Here is a 21469-nt window from a genome sequence, read left to right as displayed (position 1 = left end):
CGCGGTGGGCCGATCCGCCACCGGAAGCCATTGTGGACAGACCGCGACCGGGTGGGAACCCGGCCGCGGTCCGGATCCGGCTAGTACTGGAAGACGAACCAGTAGAACGTGGCGCTCGCCTTGGCGCCGGAGCTGTCGGTCACCGTCACCGTCGGGTGGTAGTTCGCCCAGGTGGTCGGTGAGCCGGTGATCAACCCGGTGCTGGCGTTGATGCTCAAGCCCGCGGGCAGCCCGGTGGCGGTGAAGCGGTTGCCGCCCTTGCCGCCGCTGGCGTTGATCTGCAGGCTGACCGGCTTCCCCTTGACGCTGGTCTGCGCGTTGGGGTTGGTCACGGTGAGCGGGGTGTTGCCGCCGCCGGTGACCGTCAGGGTGTACACCGTGGTGCGGGTGACCCCGGACCGCGTGCCGCTGACCGTGATCCGGTACTCACCGGCGGCCGTGGACGCGGAGGTGCTGACCGTGAGGGTGGAGGTGCCACCCGCGCCGATCGTGGTCGGGTTGAACGACGCCGTCGCGCCCGAGGGCAGCCCGCTGGCCGAGAGGGCGATGTCGCCGGTCGGCGGGTTCGGGGTGTCGCCGATCTGCGCGTTGGCCCAGTCGCCCATGACGCCCCACAGCTTGCCGTGGGCGTTGTAGGACGCGCAGTCGGTGCGCAGCCAGGAGAACACGCCCCAGATCTTGCCGTTGAGGAAGTACGGGCCACCGGAGTCGCCCTGGCACAGGCCGGTGCTGCCGTTGCCGAAGCCGTCGCAGAACATGTAGCGGGCGTCGAACTGCGAGTTGATGTTCGCGCAGTTCTGGTCCGCCACCGTCGGCAGCACGGTCTCGCGCAGCAGCGCGTTCTTGTTGGCGTCGTTGGCGTCGGTCTTGCCGTAGCCGATCGCGGTACCCTTGCTGCCCAGCGGCAGGCTGTCGCCGGACTTGGCGATCGACGGGAACTGGTAGCCCGCCGGGACCGGGATGTCGGACTTGGTGAAGATGACCGCCACGTCGAAGCCGGTGCGCCAGCCGTCGTTGGCGTCGTAGCTCGGGTGGGTGCGGTACTCCTCGATCTCGACGCGGGTGCCGGTGTTGGTGGCGTTGAGGTCGTCACGCCCGTACACCAGGTACTTCGGGTCGCCCTGGGAGAACTTGCAGTGCGCCGCGATCAGCACGGCCCGCTTCGCCACGACCGAGCCGGTGCAGGACTGCTCCTGCGGCCGGACGCCCCCGGTGCGGTGTTGCGAGATGATGAACGGGTACTTGGCGACCGTGGTCGGCGACCCGTTGATCACGCCGGGACCCGATGCGGTGCCGGACGTGCCGTCGGTGAGGCCGTCGTTGCGTGCGCTGCGAACCGCGTTCGCGCTGATGGTCGTCGACGCCGAGGACCCGGCCGCGACGGAACCGCTGCTCGGGCTGGCGCCGAGGCTGAAGTCGTTGGGAACAGTCCCGTTGACCGTCAGACTCACGTCGGCGGTGTGGGTGGCGTCGGTGCTCTTACCGGTCACGGTGACCTTGTAGGTGCCCGGGGTCGCGCTGGAGGACACCGAGAGGGTCAGCTTCGACGAGTTGCCCGCGGTCACCGAGGTCGGGTCGAACGCCGCGGTGACGCCCGAGGGCAGGCCGCTCGCGGACAGGGCGACGCTCTGCGACGAGCCGCGCACGACCGTGGTGGCGATGGTGCTGGTCGCCGAGGCGCCCGGGTTGGCGTTGACCGACGCCGGGTTCGCCGCGATGGAGAAGTCGTTGGTCGACGGCGGCGCGCTCGGGATGTACAGCAGCCGGTTGGGCGTGCCCGCGCGGATGTTGGTCATCTTGCCGGTCGTGGCGTTGTCGACGATCCACTTCTTCAGGTCCGCGGGCGTCGAGGACGGCGCCTCGGCCAACCGCAGCGCCAGCGCGCCGGTCACGTGCGGGGCGGCCATGGAGGTGCCGGACTTCTGCCCGTAGGCGGTGTCCGAGGAGTTGATCGACGAGTCGATGTTGCTGCCCGGCGCGAACACGTCCATGCAGGCGCCGTCGTTGGAGTCACCCGCGCGCTGGTCCGACGAGGTCGAGTTGCCGGTCCGCACGCCGGTGTCGACCCGGCTGCCCGGGCCGTAGTCGCAGGAGTTGCCGCCGTTGTTGCCGGTGATCAGTCCCCATTGGACACCCGCGGCGATGGACCCCTTGATGGCGTCCACGCCGATGGTCGGGTCGTCGGCGTAGACGCTCATGTTCGCCACCGCGGGCTTCACCGCGTTCTTGGCCAACCACTCGGCCGCGACGACGATGTCGGTGTCCTTGCCGGAGGACTGGCAGCCCAGGATGCGCACGGCGAACAGGTTCGCCTTCTTGGCCACGCCGCGGGTCTTGCCGCCGACGATGCCCGCCACGTGCGTGCCGTGCCCGGCCTTGGCCGAGTCGCAGTCGTTGCCGTTGGTGGGCGGCTGCACGAAGTCCGCGGCGAACTTCGCGCGGCCCTCGAACTCCGTGTGCGTGTAGCGGATGCCGGTGTCGACGATGTAGACGTTGACGCCCGCGCCCGCGGTGTCGGAGTAGGTGTACTTCTTGTCCAGCGGCAGGTCGCGCTGGTCGACGCGGTCGAGCCCCCAGTTGACCGGGTTGGTCTGGGTCTCGGCGGCGTGCGAGGTGCCGGACTGGGTGACCGACTCGACCTCGGGGTTGGCCGCGAGGCGGCGGGCGGCCCGCTCGTCGAGGTTCTCCGCGACGTACCCGCGCATGACCCGGTCGAGCGTGTGGGTCGCGGTGCCGCCGTACTGGTCGGTCAGCGCTTGCGCGCGGCTGGTCGAGGACGCGGCGCCCGCGTAGTCCTTGAGCTTGACCAAGTACACCCCCGGGACGGGGTTCTTGGCGGCCACCCGGACCGAACCCTCGGGTTCACCGGCGAAGGCCGTTGGCGTGATCACCACCGCCGCGGCGACCGCGACCAGCGCCATGGCGGCCGCCAGTAACGTTTTCGATTTGCAGGGCATTGCTTACTCCTCTTCGTGTGGAGCTTGGAATCCGGAAATTAGTCGGCAAGCCCAACACGGTTGAAGTGTTCTGTTCCGCGTCCCTGTTACGACATTTTCCCGAAACCGACCCGCAGGTCAGAGCCGGTTTCACGAAACAGATTTCCACCGTCGGCAGCCCGTCCCCACCGACTGGACGTGGGCCGCCCAGAACGGACAGAAAGTGGACAGGGCGTGGCACCACGACAACTACCGCCGGTATCGCCCACTCCCCCATGGCGTGCTTTCCTTCCGCCGACCGGGTGGTGGACGAGCACCGGGCGGGCTCACGTCCCGGTTGTGGCACGAGACTGGGCCCGTGGGTGCGCGCAACGAGGTCGCCGGTGGCGTGACGGGTTCGGTGGTGCAGGCGACCACGATCAACCAGGTCGTGATCGGACGGCCGGACACCGTGCCGTTGCCCCGCCAATCCCCCGCCGGAGTGCGGGATTTCGTCGGCAGGGCGCGGGAATTGGCCACACTGGACGCGCTATTGGACAGCCCAAGCGCGACTGTGGCGGCAGTCGACGGGACCGCGGGGGTCGGCAAGACGACCCTGGTCGTGCGGTGGGCGCACCGGGTACAAGACCGATTCCCCGATGGGACGCTGTTCGCCAATCTGCGCGGTCACGGTCCTAGCGCTCCACTCGCGCCCGGCCTCGTGCTCTCCTCATTCCTCTATGCGTTGGGGATCGCGGAAGAGCGGATCCCGGCCGATCTGGACACCCAGACCACCTTGTACCGCTCAATGCTGTCCGGGCGGCGGGTGCTGGTCCTGTTGGACAACGCGGTGAGCCCCGAACAGGTCCGGCCTCTGCTCCCGGCGGCGCCCGGGTCGCTGGCGGTGGTGACCAGCAGACGGGCCATGACCGGGCTGGTGATCACCGAAGCCGCGCACCGGATCCCGTTGGGGCTGCTCACCGACGACGAGTCCACCGCGTTCGTCCGCGGGATCGTCGGGGCGCGCGACATCGAGCCGCGCGACCTGGTTCGGGCGTGCGCGCGGTTACCGCTCGCCCTGCGGGTCGCCGCGACCCACCTGGCGGTCCGGCCGGACCTGCGGGTCGCGGACGTCATCGCCGAGATCACCGCTGACCCGGGCGCGGTGAACGGGCTCAGCGACGGCAGCAGCGAGATCCGGACCATCTTCGAGTGGTCCTACACCTCGCTCGCCCCGCCGCTCGCGCGGACCTTCCGCAGGCTGGGCCTGCACCCGGGCACCGAGTTCAGCGTCCTGGCCGTGGCCGCTCTCACCGGACTCGGCTCCACACAAGCGACCCGGCACCTGGTGGCGCTGTCCGATCTTCACCTTGTCGAGCCGTCGGGCCGCGAGCGGTACCAGGCGCACGACCTCCTGCACGCCTACGCCGCCCAGTGCGCGGAACGCGACGAGACCGCCGAGGACCGACGTGCGGCCACGATGGCCGTGCTCACTCGGTATGCCCGAACCGCCACCGCCGCCGACCGGTTGTTGTTCCCCGGCAACGCTTCGCTCGTGATCGATCTCGCGAAGGTCGACGAACCCGCTGTCGTGCGGGACCGGGCGGAAGCCTTGACCTGGTTGAGCACCGAGCTCACCACCCTGCAGGCCGCCTTGCGGCTCACCGAGCAGCTCGAAGCACACCCGCTCACCATGGCGATCGCCGGAGCGATGCGGTTCCTGGCCACCCGACCACGCGCGACCCTGCGCGTGCGCGCGGAGGCGGAAACGGCAGGCATCGCCGCGGCACAAGCCTGCGGTGCGACCACATTCGAGATCACCTTCCGCATCCGGCGCGGCGACACCCACCAGCAAATGGAGTCCTGGGTCAAGTCCGACACCGACCACCGCGACGCCTACGCGCTGGCCGAGCGTGTCGGCGACACCATCCTGCGCGGCGAGGCACTGTGCGCGCTCGGACGCACAGCGGTACTCCAGGAACGGCATGCGGACGCCGAGCCCTACTACCGCCAAGCCCTGCCACTGCTGCGCGATGTCCGCGGCGGCTCGGTCGAAGCAGCCGTGCACGCCAACCTCAGCGTGATCACCACCAAGCTCGGCAGACACGCGGAAGCCCTCGACCACGCCGAGCACGAGCTCGCGTTCCGACTCGCCCTCGGGTCCCCACCGGGAGTGGCGCACGCGCGGCACAACATCGCGGTCGCCCTGCAGGGGCTTGGTGACCACCAGCGCGCGCTCGACCTGTGCCGGGAAGTAGAGGCCTGCTACCGCGTCAGCGCCGGGTGGGACCAAGAGCTGGCGGAGGTCCTGATGACCATGACCCGCTTGCACTACCACTTGCACCACCGCGACGAAGCCGTGCGCTGCTTCAGCGAGGCGGCGGACATCCTCCTCGCGTTCGATGCGCCGCGCCCGAGCCTGCACGACCACCTCAAGGCCGCGGATGACGGTTAGGGCAGTGCGGACTTGGCGCGTCGAGTCCCCGAACATCCCAGCCCCCGAGGAGGTTGTGACCGTAGTGGCAGTTCGTCCGGATCGCGGGAACACCGGTGATGAGGGCCTGCACCGCCTCCGCCGCCATGAGCCCGGTGATGCCCGTGCTGATCGCGTTGGCCGAGTGCGGCGCCGGGATCCCGACGCCGGGCGACCACGGCGTCTCGGCAGCGGCGGCTTGCCGGGCGTCCTGCTCGGCGTGGAGGCAGTTGTGGCACGGCCCCGCGCCCGGCCGGAAGACACCGATGCTGAGCTGGGGACCGTGGTACCCGCCACGCACCCAAGCGGTCCCCGTCTCCGCGCACACCCGGTCCACCCAGCCGGCGATCTCCCCAGGCGTGTCCGCGGCCAGCAGCAGGACGTCGGAGCGCACGGCCAGCGCGCGCACCGCCGCCGGACCGTCGACCCGGCGGAACTCGCCGCTCACCTCGATGTCGGAGTTGCGGGCACGCAGCCGCTCCACGATGACCTCGACCTTCGGCCGCCCGAGGTCCGACTCGGTGTAGAGCGCCTGCCGGTTGAGGTTGGACAGCTCCACCACGTCGTGGTCGACGCAATGCAGGTGCCCGACCCCCGAGACCGCCAGCGCCCAGGCGGCCATGCTGCCGACACCGCCGACACCGATCACCGCGACCCGCGCCTGCTTGAGCAGCAGTTGAGTCGCCCACCGGCTGGCGCGCGGCCGGTTGTCCGCCCAGTCGGCGAACGACACCCCTGCCTTGTACCGCTCCACCTCGCCCACCGAGAGCTCCGGCGGGGCCGGTGCGTCCGCGTCGAGCAGGTGGCCACGGGCCCACAGTTCACTTATCGCCGCCCGCACCGCGCTCGCGGGTCGGTCCGGAAACTGGCGGGCGAGCTCAGCGGCAACCTCGCCGACCGTGCGCGTGCCGTCCAGCAACTCCAGCAACGCCCACACCCACCCCGCGGGGTCGGCGACGGCGGCCATCCCGCCGAGGTGCACGAGGTCCGTGCCGTACCGGACCGGCCGGTGTTCGATCTTGACCTTGGGTCGCATCGGCTGTCCTCCGGCTCAGGCCTGGGTGTTGCGGGGGCAGAAGGTCAACCCAGGTTCGACCGGGCCGATGTCGAGCACGGGCACCTGACCCACCTGCTGCGCGGTGTCCGTCGTCTGGACCGCCTGCTGTTCTCCCACGTCCGCCTCCTCGGCACCGCGGCGGTCGATCCCGCCGCACTGGCCGTAAGAGTCGGGACCACCTCGGGCCCCAAAGCGGGTGCCAAGGCGGATGCGAACCCGGAATCCACAGGTCAGAGGCGGGAAAATTGGTGCTAGAACAGGGCTTGGCGACCGAGCGGGCACTGGTCGAGGTCCGGTTGCTCGGCGACGTGCGGCTGCGCTCCCGCGCCACGGGCACCGACGTCGAGATCACGGCCACCAAGGGCCGGGAGATCCTGGCCGCGCTGGCGTGGCAGTCCGGTGGGCTGGTTCCGCACAGCGTGCTCATCGAACGGGTGTGGGCCGGAAATGACCCCGCTCCGGCTACCACCACCAAGTACCTGCGCGAGCTCAACAAGGAGCTCTCCCGCGCCGGTGGCGGCGACGATCTGATCGTCGGCACGCGCGACCGGGGCTACACCCTGCGCATCAGCCAGGAACTCGTCGACTACCACCAGGTGATCAACGCCTACGGCGAGGCCAAGCGACTGGCGACCGCGGGCGCGCACGCCGACGCCGCACGGGTCTGCCGCGAAGCGCTCGACCTGGTGACCGGGCCACCGCTGACCGGAGTGGTGTCGTCGTGGGCGACGTCGGCACGTGTGACGATCCGCAGTCGCCTGGATCAGGTCCTGACCCTCTACTGCAGGCAACTGCTGATGCTCGGCGACCCCGAATCAGCCGCCGAGGCCGCCACCGCGATCCGGCACCAGATCACCGACGAATCCGCCACCGAGGGCCTGATCCTGCTGGGCGCGCATGCCCTCTCACGATCGAACCAGCAGATCCAGACGTTCGTCGACTGGGCGCTCACGCGGCTGGACCTCGGGGTCGAGTTGACGCAGCCGGGGCAGGCGGACCTCAAGCGGATCATCGCCGATCCCGGGGCCACCTACGCGATGCTGCCCCTGCCGCGCGGGACCGCGACCCCGGTGACCGACCGCCCGAAGTGCCCGTACCTGGGGTTGTCCACGTTCCACACCGAGGACGCCGACCGGTTCTTCGGCCGTGACACCGAGACCGAGGACCTGATCGCCCTGCTCAACCACCGGCTGGCCAACCCGGCCCCGCTGTTCGTCATCGCCGAGTCGGGCGCGGGCAAGTCGTCACTGCTGCGGGCCGGGCTGATCCCGGGGCTGCACCAGCGCCTGACGATCCGGGGGCGGGCGCAGGAGAGCCGCGCGGTGGTGTTCACCCCCACGGCCGACCCCGGTGACCAGCTCACGGCGGCGCTTGCGCGGTTGGCGCTGGACCCCGGGGACGTACGGGTCGTCGTAGTCGACCAGTTCGAGGAGGTCTTCACCCTCTGCGCCGACGAGCAGGAACGGCACGACTTCATCCAGGCGCTGGCAGCTCTTCCGCACAACGCCGACCCCACGGTCGTGGTCATCGGCATGCGCGCGGACTTCTTCCGCCACTGCATGGCCCACCCGGAGCTGACAGCGCCGCTGCAGAGCAACTACATCCTGCCGCGGATGAGCGTCGAGCAGTTGCGTGAAGCCATCGAGGCGCCCGCGGCGGGCATGGAGATCGAGGCCGGGTTGGTCGAGTCGATCCTGCACGACCTGGGCATCCGCGACCTCGCCGCGACCGGCCGCACGGACACCGGCGGTCAGCTCCCGCTGCTGTCGTACGCGCTGGAGGCGACTTGGCGCAACCAGACCGACAACACGCTGACCCGCCAGGGCTACCTGGCCGCAGGCGGTATCGGCGCGATCAAAGACCAGGCGAACCGCACCTACGACGACCTTGACGACGCGGGCCGGGACGCGGCGAAGCGCCTGCTGCTGTCCATGGTCGTCATCGGTGACGGCAGCGACGACACCCGCCGCCGGGTCCCGCTCGACGACCTCGCCGACGAGCCGACCCAGCAGGTGCTGCGCGAGCTCACCCGGGCCCGGCTGGTCACCGTGGACGGCAAGACGGCGGAGCTCACCCACGAGGTGCTGATCCGGGAGTGGCCGCTGCTGCGGTCCTGGATCGACGAGGACCGCGAACGGCTGCTCGCCCGCCAGCGGCTGGTCGAGGCCGCCCAGGCGTGGGACCGCGACGGCAGGCACCCGCACGACCTGTACCGGCCCGCCAAGCTCGCCGGGGTCGTGCCCTGGGCCGACACCGACCCGGAGCGCCGGGTCCTGCCCCGGGTGGCCGTGGAGTTCCTGGACCACTCGATCCAGCACGAACGCGACGCGCTCGCCGCGGCCAAGCGCAAGGTGCGACGGCGGCGCCAACTCGTCGCCCTGGTCACCGTCCTGGCCCTGGTGGCGCTCGGCGGCTCCGCGTACACCATCAAGATCCGGGTGATCACGGCCCAGACGCACGCCGAGACGGTGTCCAGGGACTCCGCGGGGTACTCGGCGAGCTTGGCCACCTCCGACTCGGCCGCGAGCGCGCAGGTGGCCCTCGCCGGGTACCGCGTCGACCCCACCATGGAGGCGCGCGGCGCGATCATGGGCGCACTGCAGGACATCTACAACACGCCGTTGCCCGGGCACACCGATACCGCGAACGCGGTCGCCTACAGCCGCGACGGCTCCTTGCTGGCCACCGGCGGGGACGACCGGACCGTGCAGCTGTGGAACCTGGACCGGCCCCGCACGCCCGTGCTGATCGGCAGGCTGGCGGGCGGTGGGGCGATCACGTCCATCGCGTTCAGCCAGGACAAGCGGACCCTCGCCGCGGGCAGTGCCGACCAGACCGTGCTGCTGTGGGACGTCGGCGATCCGCAACGGCCACCGCGCAAGGTGACCGGCCACAGCCAAGCGGTCACCTCGGTCGCGTTCGACCGGGGCGGCCGCCTGATCACCGGCAGCCTCGACGGGTGGGTGCGGGTGTGGGACATCGCGGCGGTGCCGAGGTTGGTGCGGCCGATCGAGAACGGCGCCGGGGTTCGGTCGGTGGCGCTGACCAGCGACGACCACGTGCTGGCCACCGGCGGCGCTGACGGGAACGTGCGGCTGTTCGCGATGGCGGATCCTGGAACAGCCGTCATCGCGCCGGACAACCTGGACGTGGCCACCTCGGTCACGTTCAGCCCGGACAACGGGCTGCTGGCGGCGGGCGGGTACGACTCGACCACCCTCCTGTGGGACGTCAGGGACTTCGCGCACCCGGAGAAGCTGTCCGAGAGCATCGGCGGGTGGCGGCGAACCCTGGCGGTCGCCTTCAGCCCGGACGGAAAGCTGGTGGCGAGCGCGGGCAACGACAACGCCGTCGCGGTGCGCGACATCAGCGACCCGAGGCAACCCTCCGGGCCCTTGTTCGTGACGCGGTTCGAGGGCGCGGTGCACGGGGTCGCCTTCAACCCGAAAGGCTCGACCGTGGCGAGTGTGGGGATCCGCGGCGCTGCCAAGATCTCCGGGCTGGAACGGACGGGCATGGCCGTGCACACCCGTTTGGTCGACGACGTCGCCTACAGCGAGAACGGGGCGCTCATGGCGACGGCGAGCCACGACTTCACCGTCGGCCTGTGGGACGTCCGCGATCCCCACCACCCCAAGCAGTACCCGACACGCATCCACCACGACCACAACGTCTCCTCAGTGGCCCTCAACCGCGACGGCACCCTGCTCGCCTCCGGGTCCTGGGACCACACCCTGCGGATCTGGGACGTGCGGGACCCGGCCAACCCCGTGTTGCTGCACCGGCTCGACGACCACCCCAGCCACGTCACCGCCCTCGCCTTCAACCGGGACGGCACGATGCTCGCCTCCGGCAGCGGTGACGAACGGGTGATCCTGTGGGACGTCCCGTCGTTCGAGGTCCGCCACGTCCTCATAGGACACACCGCGCAGGTGACCTCGGTGGCGTTCAGCCCGGACGGCAAGACCCTGGCGACCGGCGCCATGGACACGAAGGTCCACCTCTGGGACGTCGCGGATCCGCGGTCCCCCCGGGCGACGCTCGCCGAGCACATCGACGCGGTGAACAAGGTCGCGTTCAGCGGGGACGGGAAACTGCTGGCCTCGGCGAGCACCGACTTCACCGTCCGCCTCTGGGACCCGACCACAGCTCAACGGGTCGGCCTGATCGGCAACATCGATTCCATGTGGGCGGTGGCCTTCAACCCGACCAACCCGCGCCAACTGGCGACCGGTGGCATGGACAAGGGGGTCTTCCTGCTCGACGTGTCCGACCCGGGCGCCCCCACCATCACCGCCGCCCTGCGCGGCAACGGCGGCCGGATCTCCGCCCTCTCCTTCCGCGGCGACGGCCGGGTCCTCGCCTCCGGCAGCCACGACACCAGCGCCCGCCTCTGGGACGTCGACCTCGACCTGGCCATCGAGCGGATCTGCACCGAAACCGCGGGCCTCGACCGCGCCGACACCTGGCGAACCCGCTTCCCCGACGACCCCTTCACCCTCGGCTGCTGACCCCGTACCCCCGTGGACGCCAGCCATTCCCCGGAAAGCCCCGCCACAGCAGGCCTCCGACGCTCCCCCACACCAGCACCACAGCCCAGCGACGCCACACCGGGACCGCCAACCACACCAGCACACAAACGCCGACAACCAGCGCCGCAACCGCAAACGCCACGCGCCGTGCCCCCACCCGAACCCGGGGGGCGTCCCCAGGCCCAGTCTACCAGTGCCCCCGCCTCGAACCAGGGACCGCCGAAGTCCGTGGACAACTCGCGGGGTTGTGGACAACTCACCGCCGAGGTCAGGGCCGAAGCGCCCCGGGAAGATCACCCGATCGGGCATTCCCTGTCACATCGGCCCGGGCGACGGGTGGGCAGGAACCGCCGATCGAAAGGGTCACCGCCATGACCGCCACCCAGGCCCCCACCCGCCCCGCGACGACCATCAACCGCAGCACGACCACCCGAGCCCTGCTCACCTGCGGCGCCGTCGCCGCACCGCTGTGGGCGGCGGTCTCCCTGGCCCAGGCCGCGACCCGCGCGGGGTTCGACCTGACCAGACACCCGCTCAGCCTCCTGTCCACCGGCGACCTCGGCTGGCTGCAGATCCTGAACTTCGTCATCGCGGGCCTGCTCACGGTCCTCGGCGCGAGCGGGCTGGCCCGAGCACTCAGCAGCGTGTGGGCGCCCAGGCTGATCCGCGTCAACGGCATCGCGATGATCGCCGCCGGGGTGTTCACGATGAGCCCCGGCAACGGCTTCCCGCTCGGCGCCGGACCGGGCGTGCTGACCTGGCACGACCTCGGTCACATGGCAGCGGGGTCGATCGCCTTCATCTCGCTCATCGCCACCTGCTACGTCCTCGCCCGGTCGTACTCCCGGGCCGGCCGCCGCGCGCACGCCGTGCTGTCGCTGGTCGCGGGCACGGCCCTGCTCGTGGGGGACCTGTGGGCGATGTCGGGTGGCCCTGCCGGCAGTCTCACCCTTGCCATCGGCGCGATCACCGCCATGGCGTGGGTTTCCACCGTCGCCGCCGAATCGCGCTGACGCCGACCCCCGAGAGGACACCGGATCATGACCACCGTCGCCGAGTACAACGCCACGTTGCCCGCACACCTGCAGGAGATCGCCGACGAGCTCGCGGCGCTGATCGAGACCGTCGTGCCGGGCACCGGCGCCCTGTGGCACGGCCACCCCGTGTGGAGCCTGGGGGCGGCCCCGGGCAAGCAGCCGGTCTGCCTGGTCAAGGCCTACACGAAGTACGTCACCTTCGGCCTGTGGCGCGGGCAGGAGGTCACCGACCCGTCCGGGCGGCTGGTCGCGGGCGCCCAGGGCATGGCCTCGGTCAAGATCGCCGCGCTCGCCGAGGTCGACGAGGAGCTGTTCACCGGCTGGCTGCACCAGGTGCGCGAACTGCAGTCCTGAGACAGCGGCAAGGCAGGCCCACCGGACGTGGGCCTGCCTTGCCGGGCGTTTCACACGCAGGGCGGCTGGTACCGGTCGATGCGAAGACCTTCGAACTTGAGTTTGTTGGCCGTCTTGCCGACGAAAACAAATCCGCGCGCCTCACTCAGCGCCGAAGCGAAAGTGTGCGACGGCTTGCCCAATTCAGGCAGCCAGGTCCACTTGTCCGGTGTGAACGGGAAGAACTTCCGGACAACCTTGCCGCGGGTCGACGGCACGAGCGTCAGCCATTTGTCGCCACCGCTCCACTGGGACGCCGGGCGGAGTTGCACGTAGAGGTCGTCGGTGGCGCTGTAGGTCATCCAGAAACCGGACGACCTGGTGAGGTCGGCCTGCGCCTCGAACTTGTTGCCCAGCCAGACGACGAACACGTGCCACTCGGCGTTCACGAAGTCGATCTTGGCGACGTGGCCGCGACCCTCCCGCACGAGCAGGCTCCCGGTCGCCGGGACCGTCGTCCCCTCACCGGAGGCGAGCCACTGCTGGAACCGGTCGATCGACGGGGTCGCGCACTCGCACCCCCGCCCGGCGCCGGAGTCGGCCGCCTGGGCGACCCCGGGGGAACCGACAAGGGAAAGCGCCAGCACGGAAATGAACGCCGCGAGCGTCCTGGCGAATGCGGTCTTCGCGCGACCGGATATCGAACCTATGCGCATTCCGCGGAAGGTAGCACAATCCCCGAACAAGAAGATCTTCTCATTGCCGAACCTCTCACCCGTCAACTATCTCGCCCACGCGAGACGACCCAGGCGAAGCACCCGAGGCCGACAAAGTCGACATCGCCCGGACGCATATCCCGATCCGGCCACCGCAACCCCGCGAGCCCGTGTCGCATTCTTGCGAGGCCGATTTCTGAATTAATTCATTCGTGGGCGGAATCACGGGGGCAGTCCGCGCACGGGCGTAATCTTCTGCCCCTCGGGCGAGAAGATCGGGAAAACCGCGCACCCCCTGGAGTCGACATGGCCGATCCCGACCCCGCCCCGTCCGGCACGAATCGCGAAGGCGAGGCGCACGAGGCCACGATCAAAACGTGGCGGATCAACCGGTGGATGATCGCCGTCGCGGTGTTCGCGGCGCTGTGCACCGCGGTGGGCTTGATCATCGCCACGCCGGACCCACCGGCCGAGGGCGTCGCGCAGGGCGACAGCGGCGTCAACAGCGGCGGCACCGGCAACAGCCCCAGCCAGTGCGGTGTCGTCGGCGCGGGCGCCTCCTGCCAGATCCTCGAACAGGCCAGGTCCCACCCGGAGCAGGCGGCCGATGCCGACGACACCGGGGTCAGGGCCGAACTGCGCGCCCGCCCCGAGGCCAACCGGCCGCCTGCCGAACCCGGCCCGTGGGCCTACGCCGTCGTCGACACCGGCGCGCTCGGCCTGTTCGCCCGCACCACCCCGACCATCGAGGCCGCCCGGGTCGGCAACGCGGGCAACCTCGACATCGTCTGGGCCGACTGCGTCGCCACCAGCGACTTCACCCCGCAGGCCCTCAAGGAGACCAACAACGTCGGCCCGAAGTGGGTCAAGGCCCACTGGCGCCACCTCGACGCCGGCATCACCCGCGGCCTCTCCGAACGCGACCAGCCCACCACCGCCTACTTCTACCTCGGCTTCCTCGAGCCCCTCGGCCACAACGGCGACATCCCCGCCTGCTGAGCGTTCCCTCAGCGGACCCACCGAGCCGGTTGACACCGGCAAAGTGTGAGTGGTTAATTACTCCTATCACTCCGCCGCTGGAAGGACACCCCATGACCACCTCGAAACCGCACGTCGTGTTCGGCACCGGCCCGGCCGGGCTCACGCTGGTCGACGAGTTGCTGGCGCGCGGGCACCGGGTCCGCGCGGTCAACCGCAGCGGGTCCGCCCCGGTCCCGCCGGGGACCGAACTCGTGGCCGCCGACGCCACCGACCCCGATGCCATGCGCGAGGTCTGCGCGGACGCCGCGGTGATCTACCACTGCGCGCACGCCCCCTACCAGTACTGGGGTGAGCTGCTCCCGAAGCTGCAGGCCGGTTTCCTCGCCGGGGCCAAGAGCAGCGGGGCCCGGCTCGTGGTCACCGACACGCTCTACATGTACGGCCCCACCGGTGGTGCGCCGATGACCGAGCAGACCCCGAACCGCGCCACTGCCCACAAGGGACGGTTGCGCGCCGAGATCGCCGAGGAGTACCTGCGGGCCCACACCGACGGCGAGGCCCAGGTGACCATCGCCCGCTCCGCGGACTTCTACGGCCCGCGGGTGGTCAACTCGGCGCTCGGCGGTGCGGTGTTCTTCCCTGCCCTGCAAGGACATCCGGTCTACGCGCTCGGCGACATCGACCTGCCGCACGCCTACAGCTACATCGGTGACGTCGCCACCGCGCTCGCCACGCTCGGGGCGCACCAGGAGGCGCTCGGCCGGGTCTGGCACGTGCCCACCACCTCCGACCGCACGACCCGCGAGGTGCACACCCTCATCGGGCAACGACTCGGCCGCGAACTCGGCCAGGACGTCCTGGCCGCCCCGATCGAGCACGCGTGGGGGCCGTTCGACGAGACGATCATGCGCGAGTACGCCGAGCTGTTCTACCAGTACCTCGAGCCCCAGGTCTTGGACTGCCGGGCGATCGACGACGCGTTCGGGCTGCGCCCGACGCCGATCGAGCTCGGGCTCGACGCCACCCTCGACTGGTACCGGGGGCTGGTCGCTTGACATGGTGGCGGGTGAGTGAATGATTAGTCACATGGCGCGTTCGACGAGCAGGCAGCTCTCCACGGCGGCGGAACGCCGCGAGGTGGTGTTGCGCACCGCCATCGGCACGTTCGCCGCCCGCGGCTACTACGGGACCACGACGGCCGAGGTCGCCAAGGCGGCGGGCATCTCGCAGGCCTACGTGTACCGGCTGTTCCCGGACAAGGAGTCCCTGTTCGTCGCCGTGATCGAGTACTGCTCGGTGCGCATGCGGGAGGCCTTCGCCGACGCCGCGGCGAAGGCGACGGGCAGCGACCCGGGGACCGTGCTCGAGGCCCTCGGCGAGGCCTACGCGCGGCTGATCGTCGACCGGGACCTGCTGCTGGTCCTCATGCAGGCCACCTGCGCGGCCAGCGAGCCCGCCATCCGCGACGCGATCCGCGCCTCCTACGCCCGCGAGGTCGAGTACGTGCGGGCCGTCTCCGGCGCCTCCGACGAGGCCGTCCAGCACTTCGTCGCCCGGGGGTTCCTGTGCAACACCCTCACCGCGATCCGGGCCGACGAGGTCGACGCGCCGTGGGCGCGCATCCTGCTCACCGGCATCCGGCACTACTGACCGCCCCGGTCTCCGGCTCGTCGCGGGAGGAATCGCTCAAAACGGGGCATCCGTGTTGTGCCGTGTGGTTGACGGTGGTGTCCTGCACGGCGAGCCGGATTCGCCGGTAGCTGGCTGGTCAGTGGACCACCGTAGGATCCGGGCCGAGATCCGGACGGGTGAGCAGGGGGCTCGGTGAGCGGTATCAGGGTGTTGGTGGCGGGGGCGAGCATCGCGGGGCCCGCGCTGGCCCACTGGTTGCGGCGGCGGGGAGCCGAGGTGACCGTGGTGGAGCGGGCCCCCGAGCTGCGCCCCGGCGGGCAGGCGGTGGACGCGCGCGGGGTGGCCAAGGACGTCATCGAGCGCATGGGGCTGGACGCGGCGGTGCGCGCGGCGTGCACCGACACCGAGGGCGCGTACTCCGTGGACGCCGACGGGCAGGTGCTGGAGACCTTCCGCGCCGACGACGACGGTGGCGACGGGTTCATCGCGGACATCGAGATCCTGCGCGGGGACCTGTCCCGGGTGCTCTACGACGACACCCGCGACGGCGTCGAGTACGTCTTCGGCGACCGGATCGCCGAACTCACCCAGGACGCGGCCGGGGTCGACGTGACCTTCGCCAGCGGCGACCGGCGGCGCTTCGACCTGGTGGTCGGCGCGGACGGGCTGCACTCGGGGCTGCGGGCGATGGTCTTCGGGCCGCACGAGCGGTTCCTCCGCCACCTCGGGCAGGTGCTGGCCTTCTACAGCGTGCCCAACGAGTTCGGGCTGGACCGCTGGCTGCTCGAGTACCAGGACCAGGCCACCGGGCGCTCGGCCCTCCTGCGCCCGATCCAGGACGCCACCCGGGCGATGGCGATGTTCTACTTCCCCTCGGCCGACTTCGACGTCGACTACCGCGACGTCGCGGCCCAAAAGGCGCTGCTGCGGGAGCGGGTGGCGGGCCTGGGCTGGTTGACCCCGGGCATCCTCGCGCACCTGGACGACACCCCGGACTTCTACCTCGACCAGGTCGCCCAGGTGGTGATGGACCGCTGGTCGAGCGGACGGGTGGCGCTGCTCGGCGACGCGGCGTTCAGCTCGTCGCCGATGTCCGGGCAGGGCACCGGGTTGGCCCTGGTCGGCGCCTACCTGCTGGCCGGTGAGCTGGCCGCCGCCGGGTGGGACCCCGACGCCGGGTTCGCGGGCTACGAGGCGCGGATGCGCTCGTTCGTCGAGGCCAACCAGGAGATCGGCAGGCTGAACGCGCGCAGCCGCGCCGTCCCCGGGCCGGAGGCCGAGCCGATGCCGGACTTCGCGGGCGACTGGTTCATGGAACTGGTCGGGCGCGCGATCAACGGCGTCGAACTGCCCGACTACGCGGGGCTGCCGGACTCCGGGGCCAAGCCGTAGGCCACCGAGCTGCCAGCGGACCGGTCACGAATGGAGAAGCACCGGTCAGGGGCTCGGTTCTAGCGTTATCGGCATGACCTCAATCAACAACATCACCATCGAGGCGGCCGACACCGCGGCCGCCGAGCGCTTCTACGCCGCCGCCTTCGGGCTGGGCGACCTGGTCCGGGTGCGGGCGGCGCAGGGGCCGAGCACCGGCTTCCGCGGGTTCACCCTGTCGCTCATGGTGGCCCAGCCCGCCGACGTGCACGCCTTGGTCGACGCCGCCGCGGCGGCCGGTGCCACGGTGGTCAAGCCCGCCGCCAAGTCGATGTGGGGCTACGGCGGGGTAGTGCAGGCTCCGGACGGGACGATCTGGAAGGTCGCGACATCCGCCAAGAAGGACACCGGGCCCGCGACCGGGCGGGTCGAGAACATCGTGCTGCTGCTGGGTGTCGCGGACATCGTCGCGAGCAAGCGGTTCTACGTGGAGCAGGGCCTCACCGTGGGCAAGAGCTTCGCCCGGATGTACGTCGAGTTCGACTCCGGGAGCAGCCCGGTCAAGCTGGCCCTGTACCGGCGCAAGGCCCTGGCCAAGGACGCGGGCGTCGCCCCCGACGGCACCGGGTCGCACCGGATCACCATCAGCGGCGGCCCGTTCACCGACCCGGACGGGTTCGCCTGGGAGCCCGCCGTGCTGACCGCCCGGTCCTGACGATGTGCCTGTCCCCCGTCCCGGGCATCGTCGCGGCCCTTGCCCGGGACCTCGCGGACCCACCCACAAACCGCGACACCACCCCCGTCGACGCCACCCCGCCGGTGGGTGGCGAACTCCCGGAGGACGGACCTGCCGCGAGTATCCGACGAGATCCAGACCTGTCCAGTCTGTTGGCCGTGGATTCCCCGCCCGCGCGCTAGCCTCCCGACCCGGGGTCACCGTGGCTGAGCTCCGTCACGGTGCCCTGAGGTACGGCGCGACTTCGGCGAGTCCAGCGGAAAGGCGAGTAGTCCTACTTGGACATCTTGGGGAGACACCTGAAGCAACGCGTGGACGCCTTCTTCGACGAGGAAGATGTCGCCGGGCTTGACGCGCCGGACACGCGGCGGATCGCCGAGGAGCTGTGGGAGCGCCTCAGTGCGCACGATCCGCGGGACACGAACAAGGACACGATTCTCGCGCGGATGCGGCTCGGGAAGTTCCACCTGGTCCGACACAGCGTCAGCGGGGAGGACCGGCGGCTGGTCGAGTTGGCCCGCGCGGTGGTGTGCTTCCTCCCCTACGCCACCTCGACAGACCTCTTACCGACCTCGTTGCGGACGTTGCTCCACACAGACGGGGACGTCGACGCCCAGGTGAGCTTCGGGTCCCAGTTCTTGATGCACTCGAAGCGCGCGCCCAACCCCGAACTGCTCGATGCGGGCATCGCACTGCTCGTTCCGGCGATGGCGACGCTGCCAGCGGACGATCCCGATCTGCTCAACGGCTTGTCCAACCTCTGCCTGGCCTACAGCAGCCGGTTCGAGCGCGACGGTGACGCCGAAGACCTGCGGTTGTCGATCGCCGCGGGTGAGCGGGCCGTGCGATTGCCGCAGCTGCACGACATCGACCCGGTCGGGCCCCGGTTCAACCTCTCCACCGCGTACTGGAACCGCTATCTCGACCAAGGCGAGCGTGCCGACGTCCTGCGCACGATCGACCTCCTGGAAGAGATCGCGGGGCTGTTCGGTCCGGGTCCCGAGCGGGCGGGCTGGCTGACCGAGGTGTCTCGCGCCTACCTCGGACTGCACAGGGTGGACAGCGACCCAACGGCGCTGACCCGGGCGATCGCGACGGGCGAGCAGGCCGTCGCGGGGCGGCCCGGTACGCCGAAGGGGATGGCCTCGGCGCTGTTCGCGCTCGCCGCCGCCCTGCACGGCCGCTACCAGCGCGACAGTGCGACCGATGACCTCAAGCGCGCGGTGGAGTTGGGTGAGCGGTGCCTGGTGGTGCTACCCCACGACGACCGCTCGCGGGTGGGGTTCCTGGTCGACGTCGTCCAGTTGCACCAAGACGGTTACACCGCGGGACTGTTCCCGGACGGGCTCGACCGCGCGCTCGACTTGAGCGAACAGGCCGTGGCCCTCGCACCCACCAACCCGCGCGCGCTCACCGCCCTCATCGGCGCACTCCAGGAGCGCCACCGTCTCGTTAGGACACCAGAGCTCAACGGGACCACCCGCGATCTCGACCGCGCGATCGACCTCGGTGCCGCCGCGCTCGACAGCGGCGCAGACCACCCGCGGTTGCGGGCGGCCGTGGCGGGCGCGCACCTCGCCCGTTTCCAGTACCAGGGCGTGCTCGCCGACTTAAACCATTCGATCGCCGAGTTCGGCGCCTTGCTCGATTCCGGCGAAGGCACAGCGGACAGCCGCCGGAACTGGGCGTCGTTCCTGGGCAACGCGTACCAACTGCGCTTCACCAGCACGCACGACCTCGCCGACCTCGGGCTCGCGCTGGACCACGGTGAGGCGTCCATCGCCCCGGTGAGCAGGCTCGACCCCGGCCTCGGCGACCGGTGCGCCAAGCTCGCCATCGCCTACCAGGTCGGCCACGACGTCGGGCTCGGGGAGGACTACCTGGCTCGGGCGATCGAACTCGGTGAACTGGCCATCTCCGTCACGCCCGAGAAGCACCCGGACCGCGGGGCGTGGCTGGGCAACCTCGCCAGCGCGTACACCCAGAACAGCGTGGTGGCCGACAACGCGCGCGTGGACCTCGACCGCGCGGTCGACCTGCACGAACAGGCCGTCGCCGAGTACCCGCCGGGACGGTCGGGACGCGTGCGGGTGGTCGCCAACCTGGCCGCCGCCTACCGCGACCGGCTGGTGCGCGGCGGGCCGGGGGTCAGCGGGGAGCGGCTGCGGGAGCTCGCCGGGGAGGTCGAGGGCGACGCGATCCCGGTGGACCAGGTGTGGGGGCGGCACGCGGTCGGGTCGCTCGCGCTCGTCTCGGGCGCGCACGAGCTCGCGGTCGCCGCGCTGGACGCGGCCATCGCCCTGCTGCCGACCGTCGCGCCGGGGCACGCCGGGTGGGCGGACCAGCAACTGCGCGTCAGCGAACACACCGGGCTGGTCAGCGCCGCGATCGCCGCGCACTGCGCCGTGGGGGACGCGGTGGGCGCGGTGCGGGCGGCGGGCCTCGGCCGCGGGGTGCTGCTGTCCACGCAGGCGGGCACTCGTCACGCCGGGCTCGACGGGCTGCCCGCGGGCAGCGCGCTCGTGCTGGTCAACGCCGACCGGTACCGCAGCGACGCCGTGATCATCCGCGCCGACGCGGAGCCCGTCATCGTCGAGTTGCCCGGTCTGCGCCACGAGGAGGTGCCGCGGTGGGCCCTTGAGCTCGGCGAGGTCACGCTCGAGGAACTGACCACGTTCGCCGCCCTGCGGCGGCGCACCCGCGTGCTCCAGGACGTCCTCGGCTGGCTGTGGGACAGCATCGCGGCCCCGGTGCTGGCGGCGGTGGGCGTTTCGCGGATCTGGTGGATGCCGATCGGCTACCTCAGCGTGTTCCCCTTGCACGCGGCGGGCCATCCGGGTCAACCGGGCGTCCTGGACGCGGTGGTCTCGTCGTACGCGCCCACCTTGAACGTCCTCCAGACCCGCGGCCCAGCGGCACCCCGCCGACAACTCGTCGTCACGATGACCCGCACCCCAGGCCACACAGACCTTCCCGGCGCCGCGAAGGAAGCCGCGGGCCTGCACGCTGTGCACGCCGGAACCGCCCTGACCGACGAGTCCGCGACCGCCGACCGGGTGCTGGCGGCCCTGCACAAGGCCACCTGGGCGCACTTCGCCTGCCACGCGACCGCCGACCTCCTCTCCCCCGCCAACGGCGGCCTATGGCTCCACGACGGCCTCCTGGGGCTGCCCGACATCGGCGCCCTCCGCCTCCCCGAGGCCGAACTCGCCTACCTCTCAGCCTGTTCCACCGCCCACAACAGCGGCCGCCACGCCGACGAGGCCCTCCACCTCGCCTCAACCTTCCACCTGGCCGGGTTCCGCCACGTGATCGCGACCCTCTGGCCCCTCAACGACCACCTAGCCGCCACAGCCGCCCACACCTTCTACGACACCCTTGGCCCCACCCCCACAAACGCCGCCACGGTGCTGCACAAGACAACCCTCGCCCTACGCACCGCCGAACCGGACCGACCAGACCTCTGGGCAACCCTCATCCACAGCGGCCCCTGACCCATGGCGGACGCGGGACTGTCTGGCGGACGTGCACGACAGCATGGGCGACCCAGCTGGTCGGGAACCCGTGACTCCGGATATCGAGTTGCGGTGCGGGGGACGTGCCCGGTAAACCTGGCGGCCGGACCTACGAGGAAGGAGGACTGAGCCATGTACGCAGTGCACACCGCGCTCGTGTCCTCCCGGGGA

14 protein-coding genes are annotated in these 21469 nt (G+C 70.9%); 10 read left to right on the top strand and 4 right to left on the bottom strand.

Annotated elements, in window-relative coordinates:
- Positions 1–80: 80 nt before the first annotated feature.
- A complete protein-coding gene (locus LV75_RS12510) occupies positions 81–2957 on the bottom strand; it encodes a S8 family serine peptidase (protein ID WP_253887036.1) in 2877 nt (958 codons plus the stop codon).
- 337 nt (positions 2958–3294) lie between these two features.
- Here LV75_RS12510 and LV75_RS12505 point away from each other — a divergent pair, with 337 nt between their 5' ends.
- Positions 3295–5370, top strand: a complete 2076-nt coding sequence (locus LV75_RS12505; RefSeq protein ID WP_253887035.1) for a tetratricopeptide repeat protein — start codon at positions 3295–3297, stop codon at positions 5368–5370.
- On the opposite strand, the gene LV75_RS12500 is transcribed toward LV75_RS12505, so the two are convergent.
- Together LV75_RS12500 and LV75_RS34895 are read right to left on the bottom strand one after the other, a co-directional pair.
- A complete protein-coding gene (locus LV75_RS12500) occupies positions 5348–6424 on the bottom strand; it encodes a ThiF family adenylyltransferase (protein ID WP_253887034.1) in 1077 nt (358 codons plus the stop codon). The genes LV75_RS12505 and LV75_RS12500 overlap by 23 nt on opposite strands.
- A gap of 15 nt (positions 6425–6439) precedes the next feature.
- Positions 6440–6562, bottom strand: coding sequence for a hypothetical protein (locus tag LV75_RS34895; RefSeq protein ID WP_301319100.1), 123 nt, complete (start codon positions 6560–6562; stop codon positions 6440–6442).
- A gap of 131 nt (positions 6563–6693) precedes the next feature.
- Here LV75_RS34895 and LV75_RS12495 point away from each other — a divergent pair, with 131 nt between their 5' ends.
- The 3 genes from LV75_RS12495 to LV75_RS12485 all read left to right on the top strand — a co-directional run bounded on the left by LV75_RS12495 (position 6694) and on the right by LV75_RS12485 (position 12368).
- Positions 6694–10956 (top strand): nSTAND1 domain-containing NTPase, encoded by a 4263-nt coding sequence (locus LV75_RS12495; protein WP_253887033.1) that lies wholly within the window; start codon positions 6694–6696, stop codon positions 10954–10956.
- Between the two features lie 392 nt (positions 10957–11348).
- Positions 11349–11990 carry a DUF998 domain-containing protein gene (locus LV75_RS12490; protein WP_253887032.1) on the top strand — a complete coding sequence of 214 codons (642 nt, stop codon included), beginning with the start codon at positions 11349–11351 and terminating at the stop codon, positions 11988–11990.
- Positions 11991–12017: 27 nt separating this feature from the next.
- Complete coding sequence (locus LV75_RS12485) at positions 12018–12368, top strand: DUF1801 domain-containing protein (protein ID WP_253887031.1); 351 nt, start codon at positions 12018–12020, stop codon at positions 12366–12368.
- 50 nt (positions 12369–12418) lie between these two features.
- Here LV75_RS12485 and LV75_RS12480 read toward each other — a convergent pair whose 3' ends face one another.
- Positions 12419–13063 carry a hypothetical protein gene (locus LV75_RS12480; RefSeq protein ID WP_253887030.1) on the bottom strand — a complete coding sequence of 215 codons (645 nt, stop codon included), beginning with the start codon at positions 13061–13063 and terminating at the stop codon, positions 12419–12421.
- 306 nt (positions 13064–13369) lie between these two features.
- On the opposite strand from LV75_RS12480, the gene LV75_RS12475 reads away from it, so the two are divergent.
- The 6 genes from LV75_RS12475 (at position 13370) to LV75_RS12450 (ending at position 21277) form a co-directional block, all read left to right on the top strand.
- Positions 13370–14062, top strand: a complete 693-nt coding sequence (locus tag LV75_RS12475; protein ID WP_253887029.1) for a hypothetical protein — start codon at positions 13370–13372, stop codon at positions 14060–14062.
- A 92-nt stretch (positions 14063–14154) separates the two neighbouring features.
- The gene (locus LV75_RS12470) at positions 14155–15099 is read left to right on the top strand and encodes an NAD-dependent epimerase/dehydratase family protein (RefSeq protein WP_253887028.1); all 945 of its coding nucleotides are present in this window, start codon (positions 14155–14157) and stop codon (positions 15097–15099) included.
- A 31-nt stretch (positions 15100–15130) separates the two neighbouring features.
- Complete coding sequence (locus LV75_RS12465; protein WP_253887027.1) at positions 15131–15694, top strand: TetR/AcrR family transcriptional regulator; 564 nt, start codon at positions 15131–15133, stop codon at positions 15692–15694.
- 174 nt (positions 15695–15868) lie between these two features.
- Positions 15869–17068, top strand: coding sequence for an FAD-dependent monooxygenase (locus LV75_RS12460; RefSeq protein ID WP_253887026.1), 1200 nt, complete (start codon positions 15869–15871; stop codon positions 17066–17068).
- A 73-nt stretch (positions 17069–17141) separates the two neighbouring features.
- Positions 17142–17762, top strand: coding sequence for a VOC family protein (locus tag LV75_RS12455; RefSeq protein WP_253887024.1), 621 nt, complete (start codon positions 17142–17144; stop codon positions 17760–17762).
- A gap of 332 nt (positions 17763–18094) precedes the next feature.
- The gene (locus LV75_RS12450; RefSeq protein ID WP_253887022.1) at positions 18095–21277 is read left to right on the top strand and encodes a CHAT domain-containing protein; all 3183 of its coding nucleotides are present in this window, start codon (positions 18095–18097) and stop codon (positions 21275–21277) included.
- Positions 21278–21469 lie beyond the last annotated feature (192 nt).

The organism is Actinokineospora diospyrosa (genome assembly GCF_024171925.1).
Taxonomy (GTDB): Bacteria; Actinomycetota; Actinomycetes; order Mycobacteriales; family Pseudonocardiaceae; genus Actinokineospora; species Actinokineospora diospyrosa.
Note: the sequence above shows the minus strand (reverse complement) of the source record. Positions and strands in the feature narration are given on the sequence as shown.

What these genes read in the sequence shown, in the direction of transcription:
- LV75_RS12510 (WP_253887036.1), bottom strand. Translation starts at nt 2,957, where the DNA reads ATGCCCTGCAAATCGAAAACGTTACTGGCGGCCGCCATGGCGCTGGTC.
- LV75_RS12500 (WP_253887034.1), bottom strand. Translation starts at nt 6,424, where the DNA reads ATGCGACCCAAGGTCAAGATCGAACACCGGCCGGTCCGGTACGGCACG.
- LV75_RS12490 (WP_253887032.1), top strand. Translation starts at nt 11,349, where the DNA reads ATGACCGCCACCCAGGCCCCCACCCGCCCCGCGACGACCATCAACCGC.
- LV75_RS12485 (WP_253887031.1), top strand. Translation starts at nt 12,018, where the DNA reads ATGACCACCGTCGCCGAGTACAACGCCACGTTGCCCGCACACCTGCAG.
- LV75_RS12480 (WP_253887030.1), bottom strand. Translation starts at nt 13,063, where the DNA reads ATGCGCATAGGTTCGATATCCGGTCGCGCGAAGACCGCATTCGCCAGG.
- LV75_RS12475 (WP_253887029.1), top strand. Translation starts at nt 13,370, where the DNA reads ATGGCCGATCCCGACCCCGCCCCGTCCGGCACGAATCGCGAAGGCGAG.
- LV75_RS12470 (WP_253887028.1), top strand. Translation starts at nt 14,155, where the DNA reads ATGACCACCTCGAAACCGCACGTCGTGTTCGGCACCGGCCCGGCCGGG.
- LV75_RS12465 (WP_253887027.1), top strand. Translation starts at nt 15,131, where the DNA reads ATGGCGCGTTCGACGAGCAGGCAGCTCTCCACGGCGGCGGAACGCCGC.
- LV75_RS12455 (WP_253887024.1), top strand. Translation starts at nt 17,142, where the DNA reads ATGACCTCAATCAACAACATCACCATCGAGGCGGCCGACACCGCGGCC.